The 18,774-nt window shown below is 69.2% G+C and carries 16 protein-coding genes; 6 read left to right on the plus strand and 10 right to left on the minus strand.

From position 1 onward, the window contains the following. The first annotated feature begins 57 nt into the window (after window positions 1-57). Genes ACQ4L4_RS18785 through ACQ4L4_RS18800 form a run of 4 tightly spaced genes read left to right on the plus strand, consistent with a single transcriptional unit; the run spans window position 58 to window position 9,672 of the window. Complete coding sequence (locus ACQ4L4_RS18785) at window positions 58-1,683, plus strand: MdtA/MuxA family multidrug efflux RND transporter periplasmic adaptor subunit (protein ID WP_431100428.1); 1,626 nt, start codon at window positions 58-60, stop codon at window positions 1,681-1,683. A gap of 19 nt (window positions 1,684-1,702) precedes the next feature. Next, window positions 1,703-4,960: an MdtB/MuxB family multidrug efflux RND transporter permease subunit gene (locus ACQ4L4_RS18790; RefSeq protein WP_431104976.1), complete on the plus strand. Its 3,258-nt coding sequence runs from the start codon at window positions 1,703-1,705 to the stop codon at window positions 4,958-4,960. Beyond that, window positions 4,957-8,142 (plus strand): multidrug efflux RND transporter permease subunit, encoded by a 3,186-nt coding sequence (locus tag ACQ4L4_RS18795; RefSeq protein WP_431100429.1) that lies wholly within the window; start codon window positions 4,957-4,959, stop codon window positions 8,140-8,142. The genes ACQ4L4_RS18790 and ACQ4L4_RS18795 overlap by 4 nt, the downstream gene beginning before the upstream one ends. 15 nt (window positions 8,143-8,157) lie before the next feature. Next, a complete protein-coding gene (locus ACQ4L4_RS18800) occupies window positions 8,158-9,672 on the plus strand; it encodes an efflux transporter outer membrane subunit (RefSeq protein ID WP_431100430.1) in 1,515 nt (504 codons plus the stop codon). A gap of 7 nt (window positions 9,673-9,679) precedes the next feature. Here the strand turns inward: ACQ4L4_RS18800 and ACQ4L4_RS18805 are convergent, their stop codons facing one another. The 3 genes from ACQ4L4_RS18805 to lipB are packed head-to-tail and all read right to left on the minus strand — an operon-like array spanning window position 9,680 to window position 11,622. Beyond that, a complete protein-coding gene (locus ACQ4L4_RS18805; RefSeq protein WP_431100431.1) occupies window positions 9,680-9,859 on the minus strand; it encodes a hypothetical protein in 180 nt (59 codons plus the stop codon). Window positions 9,860-9,910: 51 nt separating this feature from the next. Beyond that, window positions 9,911-10,921, minus strand: a complete 1,011-nt coding sequence (lipA, locus tag ACQ4L4_RS18810; RefSeq protein ID WP_421036719.1) for a lipoyl synthase — start codon at window positions 10,919-10,921, stop codon at window positions 9,911-9,913. A gap of 32 nt (window positions 10,922-10,953) precedes the next feature. Next, on the minus strand, window positions 10,954-11,622 hold the full coding sequence (lipB, locus tag ACQ4L4_RS18815) for a lipoyl(octanoyl) transferase LipB (RefSeq protein ID WP_431100432.1): 669 nt from the start codon (window positions 11,620-11,622) through the stop codon (window positions 10,954-10,956). 62 nt (window positions 11,623-11,684) lie between these two features. Here lipB and ACQ4L4_RS18820 point away from each other — a divergent pair, with 62 nt between their 5' ends. Beyond that, window positions 11,685-12,353: a tetratricopeptide repeat protein gene (locus tag ACQ4L4_RS18820; protein WP_431100433.1), complete on the plus strand. Its 669-nt coding sequence runs from the start codon at window positions 11,685-11,687 to the stop codon at window positions 12,351-12,353. A 4-nt stretch (window positions 12,354-12,357) separates the two neighbouring features. On the opposite strand, the gene ACQ4L4_RS18825 is transcribed toward ACQ4L4_RS18820, so the two are convergent. The 7 genes from ACQ4L4_RS18825 to ACQ4L4_RS18855 all read right to left on the minus strand — a co-directional run bounded on the left by ACQ4L4_RS18825 (window position 12,358) and on the right by ACQ4L4_RS18855 (window position 17,512). After that, a complete protein-coding gene (locus ACQ4L4_RS18825) occupies window positions 12,358-12,648 on the minus strand; it encodes a DUF493 family protein (RefSeq protein ID WP_377159717.1) in 291 nt (96 codons plus the stop codon). A 24-nt stretch (window positions 12,649-12,672) separates the two neighbouring features. Continuing rightward, complete coding sequence (locus ACQ4L4_RS18830) at window positions 12,673-13,554, minus strand: aminotransferase class IV (RefSeq protein WP_431100434.1); 882 nt, start codon at window positions 13,552-13,554, stop codon at window positions 12,673-12,675. A gap of 161 nt (window positions 13,555-13,715) precedes the next feature. Beyond that, window positions 13,716-14,885, minus strand: a complete 1,170-nt coding sequence (locus tag ACQ4L4_RS18835) for a D-alanyl-D-alanine carboxypeptidase family protein (RefSeq protein ID WP_431100435.1) — start codon at window positions 14,883-14,885, stop codon at window positions 13,716-13,718. Between the two features lie 13 nt (window positions 14,886-14,898). After that, window positions 14,899-15,534, minus strand: coding sequence for an alpha/beta hydrolase (locus ACQ4L4_RS18840; RefSeq protein WP_431100436.1), 636 nt, complete (start codon window positions 15,532-15,534; stop codon window positions 14,899-14,901). Between the two features lie 16 nt (window positions 15,535-15,550). After that, a complete protein-coding gene (locus ACQ4L4_RS18845) occupies window positions 15,551-15,883 on the minus strand; it encodes a (2Fe-2S) ferredoxin domain-containing protein (RefSeq protein WP_377159708.1) in 333 nt (110 codons plus the stop codon). Continuing rightward, the gene (locus ACQ4L4_RS18850) at window positions 15,880-17,076 is read right to left on the minus strand and encodes a VanZ family protein (protein ID WP_431100437.1); all 1,197 of its coding nucleotides are present in this window, start codon (window positions 17,074-17,076) and stop codon (window positions 15,880-15,882) included. The genes ACQ4L4_RS18845 and ACQ4L4_RS18850 overlap by 4 nt, the downstream gene beginning before the upstream one ends. A gap of 7 nt (window positions 17,077-17,083) precedes the next feature. Continuing rightward, window positions 17,084-17,512 (minus strand): CopD family protein, encoded by a 429-nt coding sequence (locus ACQ4L4_RS18855; protein WP_377159704.1) that lies wholly within the window; start codon window positions 17,510-17,512, stop codon window positions 17,084-17,086. 221 nt (window positions 17,513-17,733) lie between these two features. Here ACQ4L4_RS18855 and hemB point away from each other — a divergent pair, with 221 nt between their 5' ends. After that, on the plus strand, window positions 17,734-18,741 hold the full coding sequence (gene hemB, locus ACQ4L4_RS18860; protein WP_431100438.1) for a porphobilinogen synthase: 1,008 nt from the start codon (window positions 17,734-17,736) through the stop codon (window positions 18,739-18,741). Window positions 18,742-18,774: the final 33 nt, after the last annotated feature.

The following is an 18,774-nucleotide window of genomic DNA, read 5'->3' on the forward strand; positions in this document are numbered from 1 at the left end:
ACCAGGGTGCTGTCGCCAGATACTAGGGTAGCGACATAGCAAGCATCGCCCGCCCGAATGAACACGAACAAGAACCTGCCCGGCACGCCGGGGACTGTCAGCTCCCCGCTTTCCCACGCATTCACGCACCGGCGACAGCGAGGTCGGGCGACGCCCTGGGTCCTCGGCCTTCTCGTGCTGGCCGTCGCGGCCGGCGGCTGGTGGTGGTGGAAGGGCCGCGGCGCCGACGGCGCGACGGGCGGACCCGCCTCGGCCGCCAGCGGACCGGGCGGCGCCGGCGGCCCCGGTGGGGGTGGTCCCGGTCGTGGCGGCCGCTTCGCCGCCAACCGCGTGCAGCCCGTCTCGGTGATGTCCGCGCGGCTGCAGGACATCCGCCACACCGCGGCCGCGATCGGCACGATCAGCGCGTCCAACACCGCCGTCGTGCGCGCGCAGGTCAGCGGCGTGCTGCAGCAGATCCATTTCACCGAAGGCCAGCAGGTCAAGGCCGGCCAGACGCTCGCGCAGATCGACCCGCGCGCGTTCCAGGCCGCGCTGGGCCAGGCCGAAGGCCAGCTCGCCCGCGACAAGGCCACGCTGGACAACGCCCGCATCGACCTCACGCGCTACCAGGATCTGCTCGCCAAGGATGCGATCGCGCGCCAGCAGGTCGACACGCAGCAGGCCACGGTCAACCAGCTTGTCGGCACGGTCAAGGCCGATCAGGCCGCCGTCGACAGCGCGCGGCTGCAGGTCACCTACAGCCGGGTGCAGGCGCCGATCTCGGGCCGCGTCGGCCTGAAGCAGGCGGACATCGGCAACGTCGTGCAGACCGGCGACACCAACGGCATCGTCAGCATCACGCAGACGCGCCCGATCGCGCTGACCTTCGCCGTCCCCTCGGCGCTGCTGCCGCAGGTCAGTGCCGGATTGAAGGGCAAGACCGCGATGACGGTCGAGGCCTGGAGCCGCGACGGCAAGACGCGCCTGGCCACCGGCAAGCTCGCGACCGCCGACAACGCGATCGACATCACCACCGACACGATCAAGCTCAAGGCGCTGTTCCCGAACGACGACGACGCGCTGTTTCCCAACCAGTCGGTCAGCGTGAAGCTGCAGCTCGCGACCGAGCAGAACCGTCTGGCCGTGCCGGCCGCCGCGGTGCTGCGCGGCGCGCAGGGCTTCTATGTCTACGTCGTGGGCGCGGACAACACCGTCACCACGCGGGTCGTGCAGACCGGCGCGGTCGACGGCGACTGGATGGCCGTGGACGGCAAGGTCGAACCGGGTGATCGCGTCGTCATCGACGGCGTCGACCGGCTGCGCGAAGGCGCGAAGGTCGAGGTCATCGCCACCGATCCGAAGCAGCGCGCCGGCGCGAACGCGGCACCGCGTCGCGGCCGTGGCGCGAGCGCACCGGGCGGTGCCGCTTCCGGCGCGTGGGGCGAAGGCCGTCGGGCTTCGGGCGCGTCGTCGCCCCAGGGCTCCGGCAATCCGGCCGACGCCGCGTTGCGCGCGCCGACGGCGGAGGCTCGCAACGATGCGGCGCAGTCCGGCGGCGAACGTCCCGCCTGGCTGGACCGCCTGCCGCCCGATGTCCAAGAGAAGGTCATGAAGATGAGTCCCGCCGAGCGGGAAGCCTGGATCGCCGAGCGACGCGCCGAACGCGCGAAGCGGCAGGCGGCCTCGGGCGGCGGCAACTGATCGAGGCCCGGCCATGGCCATGAACCCGTCCCGTCCCTTCATCGAGCGGCCGGTCGCGACCTCGCTGCTGATGCTGGCCATCCTGCTGGCCGGCCTGCTCGCCTACCGGCTGCTGCCGCTGTCCGCGCTGCCGGAGGTCGACTACCCGACCATCCAGGTCACGACGCTCTATCCGGGCGCGAGCCCCGACGTCATCTCGACCACCGTCACCGCGCCGCTGGAGCGCCAGTTCGGCCAGATGCCGGGCCTGAGCCAGATGACCTCGTCGAGTTCGGGCGGCGCCTCGGTGATCACGCTGCGCTTCTCGCTGGGCCTGTCGCTGGACGTCGCCGAGCAGGAAGTGCAGGCCGCGATCAACGCCGGCAGCAACCTGCTGCCCAGCGATCTGCCGATGCCACCGGTCTACAGCAAGGTCAACCCGGCCGACGCGCCGGTGATGACGATCGCCGTGACCTCGCCATCGCTGCCGGTGATCAAGGTGCACGACCTGGTGGAGAACCGGCTCGCGCCCAAGCTGTCGCAGGTGGACGGCGTGGGTCTGGTCAGCATCGCCGGCGGCCGGCGGCCCGCCGTGCGCATCCAGGCGAATCCGCGCGCGCTGGCGGCGCTGGGACTGTCGCTGGACGATGTGCGCAGCGCCATCGCCTCGGCCAATGTCAACCAGGCCAAGGGCAGCTTCGACGGCGCGCAGCGCGCGTCGACGATCGATGCCAACGACCAGTTGCGCTCCGCCGCCGAATACCAGAACCTGATCATCGCCTGGAAGAACGGCAACCCGCTGCGCCTGAACGACGTCGCGGAGATCGTCGACGACGCCGAGAACCTGCGCCTGGCGGCCTGGGCCGACACGACGCCCGGCGTGATCCTGAACGTGCAGCGTCAGCCCGGCGCCAACGTGATCCAGACCGTCGACCGCGTGAAGGCGCTGCTGCCCAAGCTGCAGGGCACGCTGCCCGCATCCGTCGACGTGCAGATCCTGTCCGACCGGACGACGACGATCCGCGCCTCGGTCGACGACACCGAGATCGAGCTGCTGCTCGCGATCGTGCTGGTGGTGGCGGTGATCTTCCTGTTCCTGCGCAGCGGCAGCGCCACGCTGATCCCGAGCGTCGCGGTGCCGCTGTCGCTGATCGGCACCTTCGGCGTGATGTACCTCGCCGGCTTCTCGATCAACAACCTGACGCTGATGGCGCTGACCATCTCGACCGGCTTCGTCGTCGACGACGCGATCGTCATGATCGAGAACATCGCCCGCTACGTCGAGGAGGGCGACTCGCCGATGGAGGCGGCCATCAAGGGCTCGAAGCAGATCGGCTTCACCATCATCTCGCTGACGGTCTCGCTGATCGCGGTGCTGATCCCGCTGCTCTTCATGGGCGACGTCGTCGGCCGCCTGTTCCATGAATTCGCGATCACGCTGGCGGTGTCCATCCTGATCTCGGCCTTCGTCTCGCTGACGCTGACGCCGATGATGAGCGCCCGGCTGCTGAAGCCCGAGGTCGAGCAGAAGCACTCGCGCCTGGGCACCTGGTTCGGCGAGAAGTTCGACGCCATGATCCGGGCCTACGGCCGCGGCCTGGACTGGGTGCTGGACCGTCCGGTGCTGACGCTGCTGGGCTTCTTCGGGACGCTGGCGCTGACGGCGTTGCTGTACGTCGTCGTGCCCAAGGGCTTCTTCCCCGTGCAGGACACCGGCCTGCTGCAGGTCATCACCGAGGCGACGCAGAGCACCTCCTTCGACGCGATGAGCGAGCGCCAGCAGAAGCTCGCCGAGGTCTTCCTGAAGGATCCCGACGTCGACCACATCGCGTCCTTCATCGGCGTCGACGGCGCCAATGCGTCGCTGAACACCGGCCGCATGCAGATCACGCTGAAGCCGTTCTCGACGCGTCATGCGTCCGCGACGGAGATCATCGCGCGGCTGGGCGACGCGAACCGGCAGGTGCCGGGCATCACCGCCTACATGCAGCCGGTGCAGGACCTGACGATCGAGGACCGCATCTCCAAGACGCAGTACCAGTTCCTGCTGAGTTCGCCGGACTCGGGCGACCTGCAGAAGGCCAACGACCAGTTGCTGGAGCGGCTCAAGCAATTGCCGCAACTGGCCGACGTCGCCAGCGACCTGCAGAACCAGGGCCTGCAGGCCTGGGTGCAGATCGACCGCGAGGCGGCGGGCCGGCTCGGCGTGACGATCGCGGCGATCGACACCGCGCTCTACAACGCCTTCGGCCAACGCCTGATCTCGACGATCTACACGCAGTCCAGCCAGTACCGGGTCGTGCTCGAAGCGGCGCCGGAGTTCCGCAGCGGACCGCGCGCACTCGAAGGCCTGTACGTGCCCGGCAGCACGACGACGACCGGTGCCACCGGCACGGCGTCGACCACCTCGGTACAGGTGCCGCTGAGCTCGGTCGCGCAGATCGTCGAGCGCCCCGCGGCGCTGGCGATCAACCATGTCGCGCAGTTCCCGGCCGCGACGATCTCGTTCAACCTGCCGCCGGGCGTCGCGCTCGGCGATGCGGTGAACGCGATCAAGGCGGAGCAGGCCCAGCTCGACCTGCCCATCAGCGTCGAGACCAGCTTCCAGGGCGCGGCGGAGGCCTTCAGCAACTCGCTGTCGAGCACGCTGTTCCTGATCCTGGCGGCGGTGGTCACGATGTACATCGTGCTGGGCGTGCTCTACGAGAGCTACATCCACCCGGTCACCATCCTGTCGACGCTGCCGTCGGCGGGCGTCGGCGCGCTGCTGGCGCTGCTGCTCGGCGGGCTGGACCTGGGGATCATCGCGATCATCGGCATCGTGCTGCTGATCGGCATCGTCAAGAAGAACGCGATCATGATGATCGACTTCGCGCTCGAGGCCGAGCGCGAGCAGGGACTCGAGCCGCGCGCCGCGATCCACCAGGCCTCGCTGCTGCGCTTCCGCCCGATCCTGATGACGACGATGGCCGCGCTGCTGGGCGCCTTGCCGCTGATGCTGGGCACCGGCGTCGGCCATGAACTGCGGCACCCGCTGGGCGTGACCATGGTCGGCGGCCTCATCGTGAGCCAGCTGCTGACGCTGTTCACGACGCCGGTGATCTACCTCGGCTTCGCGCGCATGGCGCAGCGCTGGCGCGAGCGCCGCGGCGTGAAGCGCGCGACGCGCGCCGCCGAGGAACGCCGCGGTCCGGACGCGCCCCAGATCGCCGATCCTGCCGGGCCCATCGGTCCGGTCGGCCCGATCGCTCCGGCCGGACCCGTCGGACCGGCGGGTCCTGGCGGAGACCTGCGATGAATATTTCAGCGCCGTTCATCGCGAGGCCGGTCGCGACGACGCTGATCACGATCGGCATCGCGCTGGCGGGGATGCTCGGGTATCACTTCCTGCCGATCGCGCCGCTGCCGCAGGTGGACTTCCCGACGATCTCGGTGTCCGCCTCGCTGCCGGGCGCGAGTCCGGACACGATGGCCGCGACCGTGGCGACGCCGCTCGAACGCGCGCTCGGCAGCATCGCCGGCGTCACCGAGATCACCTCGCGGTCTGCGCTCGGATCGAGCAACGTCACGCTGCAGTTCGACCTGAGCCGCGACATCGATGGTGCCGCGCGCGACGTGCAGGCCGCGATCAACGCGGCGCGCACGCTGCTGCCGACAGGCATGCCGAGCAACCCGACCTACCGCAAGGTGAACCCGGCCGACGCGCCGATCATGATCCTGGCGCTGACCTCGCAGACGCTGACGCGCGGCCAGATGTACGACACCGCGTCGACCGTGCTCGCGCAACGGCTGGCGCAGGTCGGCGGCGTCGGGCAGGTCAACGTCGGCGGCGGCGCGCTGCCGGCGGTGCGGGTCGAGCTCAATCCGGACAAGCTGGCGGCCAACGGCATCTCGCTGGACCAGGTGCGCCAGGCCATCACCAACACCAACGCGAATCGGCCCAAGGGCGCCGTCGAGGAGTCGGGCCGCTACTGGCAGGTCGGCGCGAACGACCAGGCGCGCACCGCCTCCGAGTACGCGCCGGTGGTGCTGTCCTACCGCGACGGCGCCGCGCTGCGGCTGCGCGACGTGGCCGACGTCAGCGACTCGGTCCAGGACGTGCGCAACTACGGCGCCTCCAACGGCCAGCCCGCGATCCTGCTGTTCATCCAGAAGGAGCCGGGCGCCAACATCATCGAGACGGTGCAGCACGTGCGCGAGCTGCTGCCGCGGCTGCAGGCCTCCATCCCGCCCGCGATCGACCTCAAGGTCATCAGCGACCGCACGCCCACCATCCGCGCCTCGCTGGACGAGGTGCAGCGCGCGATGGCGATCGCGGTCGGCCTCGTCATCCTGGTGGTGCTGCTGTTCCTGCGCAGCTGGCGCGCGACGCTGCTGCCGGCGGTGGCCGTGCCGGTGTCGCTGGCCGGCACCTTCGGTGTCATGTACCTGTGCGGCTACAGCCTGGACAACCTGTCGGCGATGGCGCTGACGGTGGCCACCGGCTTCGTCGTGGACGACGCGATCGTCGTGCTCGAGAACATCACCCGCTACATCGAGCAGGGCCTGCAGCCCGTCGAGGCCGCGCTGCGCGGCGCGCGCGAGATCGGCTTCACGGTGATCTCGATCAGCCTGTCACTGGTGGCGGTGTTCATCCCCATCCTGCTGATGGGCGGCGTCGTCGGGCGCCTGTTCCGCGAATTCGCCGTCGTGCTGTCGGCCTCGATCCTGGTGTCGATGATCGTGTCGCTGACGACGACGCCGATGATGGCCTCGCGCGTGCTGAAGCCGCGCAAGGAACCCGAACCGGGCGCCGCGACGAAACGCAAGGGCTGGTTCGCACGCGCCGCGGGACGCTTCAACCGCGCGCTGGCGCGCGGCTACCGGCGCTCGCTGATGTGGACGCTGCGGCACCAGCCGGTGGCGCTGCTGTCGCTGGTGGCGGTGGTCGCCCTGAACGTGCATCTCTACGGCGCGATCCCCAAGACCTTCTTCCCCCAGCAGGACACCGGCGTGCTGATTGGCGGCGTGCAGGCGGACCAGGGCAGCTCCTTCGAGATGATGCGCAAGCGGGTCGACCGCTTCATGGAGATCATCCTGTCCGATCCGGCGGTGGAGAACGTCAACGGCAACACCGGCGGCGGGCAGCGCAACGGCGCCAACTTCTACATCACGCTCAAGCCGCTGAAGGAGCGCAAGGTCTCCGCGGACCAGGTCGTGAACCGGCTGCGCGACAAGATGGCGCATGAGCCCGGCGCCAACCTGTTCCTCGTGCCGGTGCAGGACATCCGCATCGGCGGCCGGCAGGCCAACGCGCAATACCAGTTCACGCTGCAGGCGGACGACCTGGAGGTCCTGCGCGAATGGGAGCCGCGCGTGCGCAACGCGCTGTCGCAGCTGCCGGACCTGACCGACGTCAACACCGACCAGCAGGACAAGGGCGTGCAGACCTCGCTGGTCATCGATCGGGACGCGGCCGCGCGGCTCGGCGTGACGGTGAGCACCATCGACACGACGCTGAACAATGCCTTCGGCCAACGCCAGGTCGGCGTCATCTACAACCCGCTGAACCAGTACCGCGTGGTGATGGAGCTGGCCCCGCAGTACCTGCAAGGGCCGGAGACGTTGCGCAAGCTCTACGTCACGAGCAGTACGGGCGCGCAGGTGCCACTGTCGGCGTTCAGCCGTTTCGAGACGACCAACACGCCGCTGTCGGTGAACCACCAGAGCGGCTCGCCGGCGTCGACGATCAGCTTCAACCTGCCCGAGGGCGTGTCGCTGTCGCAGGCCACGGACGCGATCAACAACGCGATGTCGGAGCTGGGCGTGCCGGTCTCGGTGCGCGGCACCTTCGCCGGCACCGCCAACGCGTTCCAGGACGCGCTGAAGTCGCAGCCCATCCTGATCGGCGCGGCCATCATCGCGATCTACCTGGTGCTGGGCATGCTCTACGAGAGCCTGGTGCATCCGGTGACCATCCTGTCGACGCTGCCGTCGGCGGGCGTGGGCGCGCTGCTGGCGCTGATGATGTTCAACACGGAGTTCTCCATCATCGCGTTGATCGGCGTGATCCTGCTGATCGGCATCGTCAAGAAGAACGCGATCATGATGATCGACTTCGCCATCGCGCGGCAGCGCACGACGGCGCACCTGACGGCGGGCGCGGCGATCTTCCGCGCCGCGAAGCTGCGGCTGCGGCCGATCCTGATGACGACCTTCGCCGCGATCTTCGGCGCGGTGCCGCTGGCGCTGGGCAGCGGCGACGGCGCCGAGCTGCGCAAGCCGCTGGGCATCGCGATCGTCGGCGGCCTGATCCTGAGCCAGGTGCTGACGCTCTACACGACGCCGGTCGTCTTCGTGACGATGGAGCGGCTGCGCCAGCGCGTGATGAAGCGCCGCGCGGCCAAGCGCGCCGCGAAGGCCGCGAAGGCCGACAGCGCATCAGACGCCGCTCACCCGATGAATCCCGAGCCGCCCGCGGCTCCGACCCTGCAGGGCTGAGCCATGCACACAGACATGCAGACAGTCATGCAGAGCGACATGCAGACCCCGATGATGAAGAACGCCACCTTCGCCTCCGCCTCCGAGGCGGCCGCGCGTCCGCGCGCGGCCGCCCTCCACACGATCGCGGCGGCAGCGGCGATGACGACGCTGGTCGCCTTGATGAGCGCCTGCGCGGTCACGCGCGTCGATCCGCCCGCGCCGGTCGCGGCGCCGGCGCAGTTCAAGGAGAACGCGCTTTGGAAGCAGGCACGGCCCGCCGCCGCCGAGCCGGTCCCCGAGCAGTGGTGGACGCTGTTCGACGACCCCGTGCTCAACGACCTGCAGCACCGCCTGGTGATCGGCAACGAGAACCTGAAGGCGGCCATCGCGCAGGTGGCCGGCGCCCGCGCCGCGCTGGAGGGGAGCCGCTCGGCGCTGTTCCCCACGCTGTCCGTCGGCGTCTCCGGCACGCGCAGCGCGAGCCCGGACGGCAACGTCACCAACGGCTCGATCAACCGCGGACCGACCAACAGCGTGCAAGCCTCGCTGAACGCGAGCTGGGAGCCCGACCTCTGGGGCCGGCTGCGCCTGGCGAGCGAAGGCGCGAGCGCCACGCTGCAGGCGAGCGCCGACGACCTCGCCGCGGCGCGGCTCAGCGCGCAGGCCACGCTGGCGCAGACCTACTTCTCGCTGCGGACCGCCGAAGCGCAGGAAGCGCTCTACGACCGCAGCGTGAAGGCGTATCAGCGTTTCCTCGACCTCACGCAGGCGCGTTACCAGAGCGGCGTTGCCGCCCGCAGCGACGTGCTGCAGGCGCAGACGCAACTGCGCTCGGCGGAGGCGCAGCTGCTGGAGACTCGCTCGACGCGTGGCCAGCTGGAGCACGCGATCGCGGTTCTGCTGGGACTGCCGCCGTCGGCGCTGGACCTGGCGAAGAACGCGGCGCTGCCCAAGCCGCCGGCGGTGCCGGAGATGCTGCCGTCGCAGCTGCTGGAGCGCCGGCCGGACATCGCGGCCGCGCAGCGGCGTGTGGCGGCGGCGTACTCGCAGATCGGCGTCGCGGACGCGGCGTACTTCCCGTCGCTGACGCTGTCGGGCAGCGCCGGTTATCGCAACAGCACGCTGACCGACTTGCTGTCGGCGCCCAACCTGTTCTGGTCGCTCGGGCCGTCGCTGGCGCAGGCGATCTTCGACGGCGGCCAGCGCAAGCTGGCGAGCGCGCAGGCGCGCACGAGCGCGGAGGTCGCCACCTCGACCTATCGCCAGACGGTGCTGACCGCGCTGCAGGAGGTCGAGGACAACCTGATCCTCACCAACCATCTGCGCGAGGAAGCGCGGCTGCAGCAGGAGGCGCTCGACGCCGCGCAGCGCAACCTGGAGCTGGTGACGGACCAGTACCGTGCGGGGACGGTGTCCTTCCTCGACGTCACGACCGCGCAGAACAGCGCCTTCAACGCGGAGGCTTCGCTGCTGTCGGTGCGCAACCGGCAGTTGGCGGCGATCAACCTGCTGCTGAAGAACGTGGCGGGGCGCTGGACGCCGGCCTGACGGGCGCTCAAGGGCTTTCTCCCCAGCCGAAGCAGGACTGCGGCAGCGGCAGCGGCAGCGGCAGCGGCAGCGGCAGCGGCAGCGGCAGCGGCAGCGGCAGCGGCAGCGGCAGCGGCAGCGGCAGCGGCAGCGGCAGCGGCAGCGGCAGCGGCAGCGGCAGCGGCAGCGGCAGCGGCAGCGAGCGCATCAAAGCAAAACGGCTCCCGCCAGGGAGCCGTTTTTCATGGCGTGCGATGGGTCAGGCCGCGGACGCCTTCTCCGCTTCCACCTTCTCCAGCGCGGCATGCGCCTGCTGGTCCGCGTGGTAGCTGGAGCGCACCATCGCGCCGACCGCCGCGTGCGTGAAGCCCATCTTGTAGGCCTCTTCCTCGAACATCTTGAAGGTGTCCGGATGCACGTAGCGACGCACCGGCAGATGGTGACCCGACGGGGCCAGGTATTGCCCGATCGTCAGCATGTCGATGTCGTGGGCGCGCATGTCGCGCATGACCTGGAGGATCTCCTCGTCCGTCTCGCCCAGGCCGACCATGATGCCGCTCTTGGTCGGCACGCCCGGCACCGCTTCCTTGAAACGCTTCAGCAGGTTCAGGCTGAACTGGTAGTCCGAGCCCGGACGCGCTTCCTTGTACAGGCGCGGCGCGGTTTCCAGGTTGTGGTTCATCACGTCCGGCGGCGCGGCCTTCAGGATGTCCAGCGCGCGGTCCATGCGGCCGCGGAAGTCGGGCACCAGCACCTCGATCTGCGTGCGGGGACTCAGCTCGCGCACCTTGCGGATGCATTCGGCGAAGTGGCCGGCGCCGCCGTCGCGCAGGTCGTCGCGGTCCACGCTGGTGATCACCACGTAGTTCAGCTTCAGCGCCGCGATCGTCTTGGCCAGGTTCAGCGGCTCGTCCACGTCCAGCGGATCCGGCCGGCCGTGGCCGACGTCGCAGAACGGGCAGCGCCGCGTGCACTTGTCGCCCATGATCATGAAGGTCGCCGTGCCCTTGCCGAAGCACTCGCCGATGTTGGGGCAGGACGCTTCCTCGCAGACCGTGTGCAGCTTGTGCTCGCGCAGGATCTGCTTGATCTCGTAGAAGCGCGTCGACGGCGAGCCGGCCTTCACGCGGATCCAGTCCGGCTTCTTCAGCTGTTCCGCCGGAATGATCTTGATCGGGATCCGCGCCGTCTTGGCTTGCGCCTTCTGCTTGGCGGTCGCGTCGTAGTCGGACGCGCTCTTGGCTTCGTGGGTGACGTTCTCGGTTGCCATCAGGCGTTCTCTCGGTTGCCTTGTTCCGGGCCTCAGGGTTGGAGCTGGGCGGCGAGCCGATCTCCGAACCGCTGGGCCACCGTGGCCCAGTCCGTGAAAACCCCGAGTGTACCGAGGTCCACCGTTTGAAGCCCTGCGTATCCGCACGGATGGATGCCCAGGAAGGGCTTCAGGTCCATCGCGACATTCAGCGCGACGCCGTGATACGTGCAGTGCCGGCTGATCTTGATCCCCAGCGCCGCGACCTTGCCCAGCCCTCGGAACGGGTCCGCCGGGTCGGCCGGCCCGGTCAGGGCGGCATGCGCCCCCGGGTCGTCCAGCCGTACATAGATGCCGGGCGCCCCGGCCACGCGGTGACCCGTCACGCCGAAGCCGTCCAGCGTCTGGATCACGGCGGTCTCGAGGCGGAAGACGTATTCCTTGACGAAGATGCCCAGCCGCTTCAGGTCCACCAGCGGGTAGGCGACCACCTGACCGGGGCCGTGGTACGTCACCTGTCCGCCGCGGTTGGTCTGCACCACCGGGATGCCTTGAGGATCCAGGACGTTGTCGGCCTGGCCGGCCAGGCCCTGTGTGTAGACGGGGTCGAATTCGCAGAGCCAGAGCTCGTCCGGCGTGTCCGGACCGCGTGCGTCCGTGAAGGCGCGCATCGCGTCCAGCGTGGCCGCATAGTCGACGCGGCCCAGGGTCTTGATCAGCATGTCGGCATGCTATCCGCGATGGCTCTAGCATCTGCGCCATCGGGACATTCAGGAGCCGCGCCATGCCGCGTCACATCACGGCCCTTGCCGCGCTCGCGGTCTGCTGCCTCGCGCTGCACGGCGGTACCGCGTCGGCCGCCAGCGTCACGCTCGAACAGGCCCTCGCGACCTATGAGCGCGGAGACCTCCGCGCCGCCGAGAAGCAGTTCCGCGCGCTGTCGCAGCAAGGCCTGGCACTGGGCGACTACAACCTCGCGATGATGCATCTGCGCGCGGAAGTGCCGAAGCCCGATCCCAAGCTGGCGCGCCAGCTGCTCGTGCGCGCCGCCGGCCGTGGCCTCGTCCGCGCGGAGCTGGCGCTGGGCCAGTTCCACGAACAAGGCGCCGACGGCAAGCAGGACCTGGTCCAGGCCCAGTCCTGGTACCTGAAGGCGGCCGAGCACGGCAGCGTCGACGCGCAGGTGGCCGTGGCCACCGCGTTCTATCTCGGTCGTGGTGCCGGGAAAGACTTCCCGCAGGCCGCGCAGTGGTACCGCGAAGCGGCCAAGGGCGGCGACGTCGGCGCGCAGTACCTGATCGCGTCGATGTACGAGTCGGGGCTGGGCGTCGAGCGCGACCTGCGCCTGGCGCGCTACTGGTACGACATCGCCGCACGCAACGGCGACGAGGCCGCGCCCTACAAGCTCAAGGCGGTCGACGACGCGCTGGCCGCCGACGCCGGCTCGGTCTGAGCGCTTAGAGAACCACCTTCACCATCGGGTGCGTGGTGAGCGTGCGATAGAGCTCGTCGAGCTGCTCGCGGCTGGTCGCGGTGACGGTGATCGTCACGCCCAGGTACTTGCCGCCCGAACTCGGGCGCTTCTCCACCCTCGACACGTCGAAGGCCGGGTCGAACTGCTGCGCGACGCTGACGATCGCCTCGACGAAGCCCTCCACATGCGCGCCCATCACCTTGATGGGGAACTGCGACGGGTACTCGATGAGCGACTGCTCGGGCGGGATCGGGGCGTTGTTGAAGCTGGTCATGATGGGGAACTCAAGTGGAGTCGGTCAGCGGCTTTGCAAGACCTTGGCCCGCTGATAGGCCTCGTGGAGTTTCGCGTAGACCGGGCCCGGCTTGCCGCGCAGCGCGCCATGGCCGACCTGGTCGTGGTCGAGCCGCGTGACCGGCGCGACTTCCTTGCTGGCGGAGGTCAGCAGGATCTCGTCCGCGGTGCTCAGCTCGGTCTCCGCGATCGGGCGCAGGTTGCAGGCGATGCCGAGTTCCTCGCAGAGCTCCTTGAGCAGACGCACGCGGATGCCTTCGAGCAGCGTCTCGCCCGGCGGCGGCGTCAGCAGCGCGCCGTCGCGCACGATCCAGACGTTGCTGCTCGAGCCCTCGGTCACGTAGCCGTCGCGGATCAGCACGGTCTCGTCGGCGTCCTGATCGGCGGCCGCCTGCCGCGCCAGCACGTTGCCCAGCAGCGAGATGCTCTTGATGTCGCCGCGCTGCCAGCGGAAATCGCGCGCCGTCACGCAGCTCAGGCCCTGGTGGCGCTGCTCCGGCGTCAGCGCGTGCAGCGGCTGTGTGTACGCGAGCACCGTCGGCTCCAGGTCCTTGGGCATCGCATGGCCGCGCGCCGCGACGCCGCGGGTGACCTGCAGGTAGATCATCTGGTCGTCGACCTCCGGCAGGTGCGCGACCAGGCTGCGGAACAGGTCCAGCCAGGCTTCACGCTCGTAGGGGTCCTCGATGCGCAGCGCCTTCAGGCTGCGACCGAGACGGTCGAGGTGGTCGTCGACGCGGAACAGCCGGCGCGCGTAGACAGGGATCGACTCGTAGACGCCGTCGCCGAAGAGGAATCCCCGGTCCATCACCGGCACCCGGGCATCGCCGAGCCGGCCCAGGTGGCCGTTCAGGTAGCAGGGCAGGTCAACCCAGGGCATGGTCATCAGTGGCTCCCGCTGTGTGGTCACGCCGAAGCCACCGACTGTACGCCGCCGGCCCGGCTCGCCAACCCCGGCAAGCGAGGGGCCTTGGCCGACAGGCCCGTCGCCACGGCCCGACCGGGCCATGGCGCCAGCCACCCCGCTGGTCCGCGGGTCTTCTGGTCTTACTTGATCCAGAGCCGGATCGCGTCCCAGGCGCGGCCGAAGATGCCGGCCAGCGGCACCTCCTGCTGCACGACCAGCGGCACCTCGGCCACCGGCGCGCCACCCGCGGTCGTCACCTTCAGCGTGCCCACGCGCTGGTTCAGCGCCAGCGGCGCGACCAGCGGGTCGGTGCGCTGGATGTCGGTCTTGAGCTTGCCGCCCTCGCCGCGCGGCACCGCGACGAAGACCGCGTCGGCCGCGCCCAGCTTGGCTTCCGGCGCGGCGCCCTTCCAGACCTTGACGGTCGTGATCGGCTGGTTCTTCTCGAACAGGCGCACCGCGTCGAAGGCCGAGTAACCCCAGTTCAGCAGCTTCTGGCTCTCGGTCGCGCGCGCCTCCTTCGAGGCCGTACCCATGACCACGCTCAGCAGGCGGCGCTTGCCGTTGGGCACGTCGCGCTGCGCGCTGGCGGCCAGGCAGTAGCCGGCCGCATCGGTGTAGCCGGTCTTGCCGCCGTCCACCGACGGATCGCGGCCCAGCAGCATGTTGCGGTTGGACTGGCGGATCTTGTTGAAGGTGTACTCGCGCTTGGAGTAGTAGTCGGCGTAGTACTGCGGGAAGTCCTGGATCACGTGCGAGAAGATCACCGCGATGTCGCGCGCGCTCGTCTTGTGGCCGGGCTCGGTGATGCCGGTGACGTTCTTGAACGCGGTGTTCTTCAGGCCCCAGGCCTGCGCCTGCTTGTTCATCATCGCGACGAACTGCTCGACGGTGCCGCCCACGCCTTCGGCCAGCGCGACCGACGCGTCGTTGCCCGACTGGATGATCATGCCGCGCAGCAGCTCGTCGACCTTGGGCGTCATGGTCGTGTCGATGAACATCAGCGACGGGTCGCCTTTGCGTTCGTCCCAGGCGCGCCTGGAGACGGTCAGCGTCTGGTCCAGCGTCAGGCGCTTGGCCTTGAGCGCGTCGAAGACGACGTAGGCCGTCATCAGCTTGGTCAGCGAGGCGGGATCCTGCGGCGTGTCGGCGTCGCGCTCGGCGAGCGTCTGGTGCGTCGTCAGGTCCAGCAGGACGAAGTTGCGCGCCGCGATCTCGGGCGGCGTCAGCGCCTGCGCCGAGGCGCCGGTCGTCATCACGAAGCTGGACAGGCCCAAGCCGAGGGCCAGGGAAGCAAGGAAGCGTTTCATTCGGGAGGAATCCTCAGGTGCGCGCGTCGCCGACGGCATGCCAGCCGCGCAGCACCAAGTTCTTGAGCAGCGGCAACTGCCCATGGAAGAAATGCCCGACACCGGGCACCACGATGACCGGCAGCGCCTGCGGGCGCGCCCAGTCGAAGACCGCGCTCAGCGGCACCACATCGTCCTGTTCGCCGTGGATCACGACGGTATCGGCCGGCACCGTCGCGACGCCGAAACGGCTCGCGGCCGGACCGACCAGCAGCAGACGCTCCGCGGCCTGCTCGAGCTTCAGCGCCGCCTGCGACGCGACGAAGCCGCCGAAGGAGAAGCCGGCCAGCGCCAGCGGCTGCGCCGGATCGCGGAACGCGGCGATCACGGCCAGCGCGTCGTCGACCTCGCCGCGGCCTTCGTCCCAGGCACCGGCCGACTTGCCGATGCCGCGGAAGTTGAAGCGCACCGCGCGATAGCCCAGGTGCACGAACGCACGCGCGATCGTCTGCACCACCTTGTTGTCCATCGTGCCGCCCTGCGTCGGATTCGGGTGGCAGATCACCACCACGCCGCGCAGCGGGCCCGCGTCGACCGCGGGTTCGTCGATGGCGCATTCGATCTCGCCGGCCGGACCGGCGATCTGCCGGCGCTGGGTCTGTGCATTCATGCGAGCGGGCTCCCGATCAGCGGCCGACCGAATCGTCGAGCACCAATCGCTCGACGACCTCGCCATGCTTGAGGTGGCGCTCGACGATCTCGTCGATGTCGCTGTTGTCCACGAACGAGTACCAGACCGCGTCCGGGTACACCACCGCCACCGGCCCGCCGGCGCAGCGGTCCAGGCAGCCCGCCTTGTTCACGCGCACGCCGCCCTTGCCGGCCAGCTTCTCGGCCTTCACGCGCTTCTTGCAGTGGTCGAAAGCCTCCTGCGCGTTGTGCTGAAGGCAGGCGTTCTCGTTCTCGCGCTGGTTCAGGCAGAAGAAGATGTGGCGTTGGTAGTAGCTGGCAGAGCTCATCGGTCGATTGTAGTTTCAGGGTTTCCACCGAGCGGCCGTTCGTGCGGTCCGTCACGATCGGCCTGTCCTTCAGACCGCCCAATGGCAGGCGGCGGGCCTGATCGATCGCTCTGCGTGACGCCGTAGAGCAGCCACGCCAGCGCCGCGAACGGCCACAACCACCCCACCCATTGCGCCAGTCCGTAAAGATTGACGAAGCGGCCCTGTTCCCAGAACTGCAGGCTCTCGAGCAGGTACGGGTCGGACGGCGCCTCGGCCATCAGCGCGATGAGCACGGTCAGCACGACCAGACCCCACGCCGCGTTCGCGCGCCGCGACATGAACGCCGCCAGCATCGCGAGCACGCCGCCGATGATCAGGCCCGGCGCGGTCGTGGCGGTCAGCCAGGCCCAGGCGTGATCGGGGCCGAAGTTCAGCACCGTCGACCAGGCCGTCGTCGTCACGCCCAAAGCGATCGCGCCCAGCACCAGCAACCCGCGACGCCTGCCCGGTCGCGCGACCGACAGCGCCAGCAGGCACGGCGCCAGGACGCCCATGGCGATGGCGATCGCCTCCAGACCCGGGGGCAGCGGCAGCTCGTCGGTCAGCTCTTTCGGAACCAGCTCCCAGGGCGTGTTCTCCAGCAGCAGTTCGGCCCACTCGCGCAGACGCGGGAACAACTGGCCGAGCCCCAGGGGCAGCGGCGCCGGATACAGCAGCCCCACCGGCCACAGCGCCAGCAAGGCCAGCGCGCCCGCGCTGTGCGGCACGAACCAGCGCTCGCGCCAGCCGTTCCAGCGCCGCAGCCCGCCCAGTCCCAGCACCGCCCACGCGCACAGCCCGCCCAGCCAGGCGCCGGCGCTGTTCAACAGGAAGTCGGCCAGCGACGGCACGCGGCCCGGGAGGAAGTACTGCAGCGTCTCCATCGAGAACGACAGCAGCGGCAGCCCGACCACCGTCAGCAGCAGCGCACGCACGAGGCTGCCGCTGCCGCGGCTCACCGCGGCGAAGCAGAGCAATCCGAGCGGCCAATAGCCGACGACGTTGACCCAGATGTCGAACTTGCCCCAGTAGCGCGGCCAGGGCAGCCCGACGAAGCCGGGCCAGGGCAGGCTCGGCGGCATCCGCCAAGGCCAGAACGGGTACAGGCTGGCGTAGACCACCAGCACGGCGTAACACAGGGCCAGCCAGGTGGCGGAACTGCGCCGATGCATCACCGGATCAGAAGGGTTTGACGACGACCAGGATCACGATCGCCGCGAACATCAGCACCGAGACCTCATTGAACACGCGGAACCACTTGTGGCTGCGACGGTTGGCAAGCATCTCGAACTTGCGCAGGAACGCGCGGCACACGTGGTGATAGCCGATGACGGCGACGACGAGCGCGAGCTTGGCGTGCATCCAGCCGTTGCCCGGGCCGCGCCCGATGCCGTAGTAGAGCCACAGCGTCAGCCCGAAGGCCAGGGCGAGCAGCATCAATCCCGAGCTGAAGCGGTAGAGCTTCAGGGCCATGATCAACAGCCGTTCGCGCTCGGCGTGGCTGTCGGCGGGCACCATGGCCAGGTTCACGAAGATCCGTGGCAGATAGAAGAGGCCGGCGAACCACGCGGCGACGAAAATGATGTGTAGCGCTTTGATCCAGAGCATCGCGGCATTATGGAGGGCGCGAAAAAAAACCCCGGCTTCACAGCCGGGGTCGGAAAGCCTTATCGCTGTCATCACGTTAAGGCTCCTGCTCAGGGAGGAAAAGCAGGGAACGACAGCCGAGCGGCTATCATTCAAGAACGACTTTAACAGATCTGCCGAATTTCGGAATCTACGTCTTTCCACCTAGTGACCCCTCATGCTGGTGGTACTTCTCGGAAATCATGCAACTTCCTGCCCCCTATCCCGCCAGCCGCCCCCGTCGCCTGCGTCGCGACGCCTTCACCCGGGCGCTGGTCCGCGAACACCGCCTGCACGCCAGCGATTTCATCTTCCCGGTGTTCGTCCATGAGGGTGAGAACCGCGTCGAACCGATCGCGTCGATGCCGGGCGTGTCCCGGTTGAGCCTGGACAGGCTGATCCCCGTCGCGCAGGAATGCGTCGAACTCGGCATCCCGGTGATCGCCCTCTTCCCCGCGATCGACACGGCGCTGAAGACGCCCGACGGCATCGAGGCGACCAACCCGGACGGTCTGATTCCCCGCGTCGTGCGGGCGCTCAAGGAGCAGGTGCCCGGCCTGGGCGTGCTGACGGACGTGGCGCTCGACCCGTACACCAGCCACGGACAGGACGGCGTGCTCGACGAGCAGGGCTACATCCTGAACGACCGCACCGTCGAGCTGCTCAAGCAGCAGGCGCTGGTCCAGGCCCGGGCGGGCGTGGACATCGTCGCGCCCAGCGACATGATGGACGGCCGGATCGGCGCGATCCGCGCGGCGCTCGAGGCCGACAGCCACATCCACACGCGGATCATGGCCTACAGCGCCAAGTACGCCAGCGCCTTCTACGGCCCGTTCCGCGACGCGGTCGGCTCGCGCAGCAATCTCGGCAAGGCGGACAAGAAGACCTATCAGATGGATCCGGGCAACAGCGATGAAGCGCTGCGCGAAGTCGGCCTGGACCTGGCCGAAGGCGCCGACATGGTGATGGTCAAGCCCGGCCTGCCCTATCTGGACATCGTCCGCCGGGTGAAGGACGAGTTCAAGGTCCCGACCTTCGCCTATCAGGTCAGCGGCGAGTACGCCATGATCAAGGCGGCCGCGGCCAACGGCTGGCTGGACCACGACGCCGTGATGCTCGAAGCGCTGCTCGCTTTCAAGCGCGCCGGCGCCGACGGCATCCTGACCTACTTCGCGATGGACGCGGCGCGCCTGATCCGCGCCGGCGCCTGAGCTTCGACGGCTCCAGGGAACGCCGGCTGCCCG

This window comes from Roseateles noduli (genome assembly GCF_050626985.1).
GTDB classification, from domain to species: domain Bacteria; phylum Pseudomonadota; class Gammaproteobacteria; order Burkholderiales; family Burkholderiaceae_C; genus Roseateles; species Roseateles noduli_A.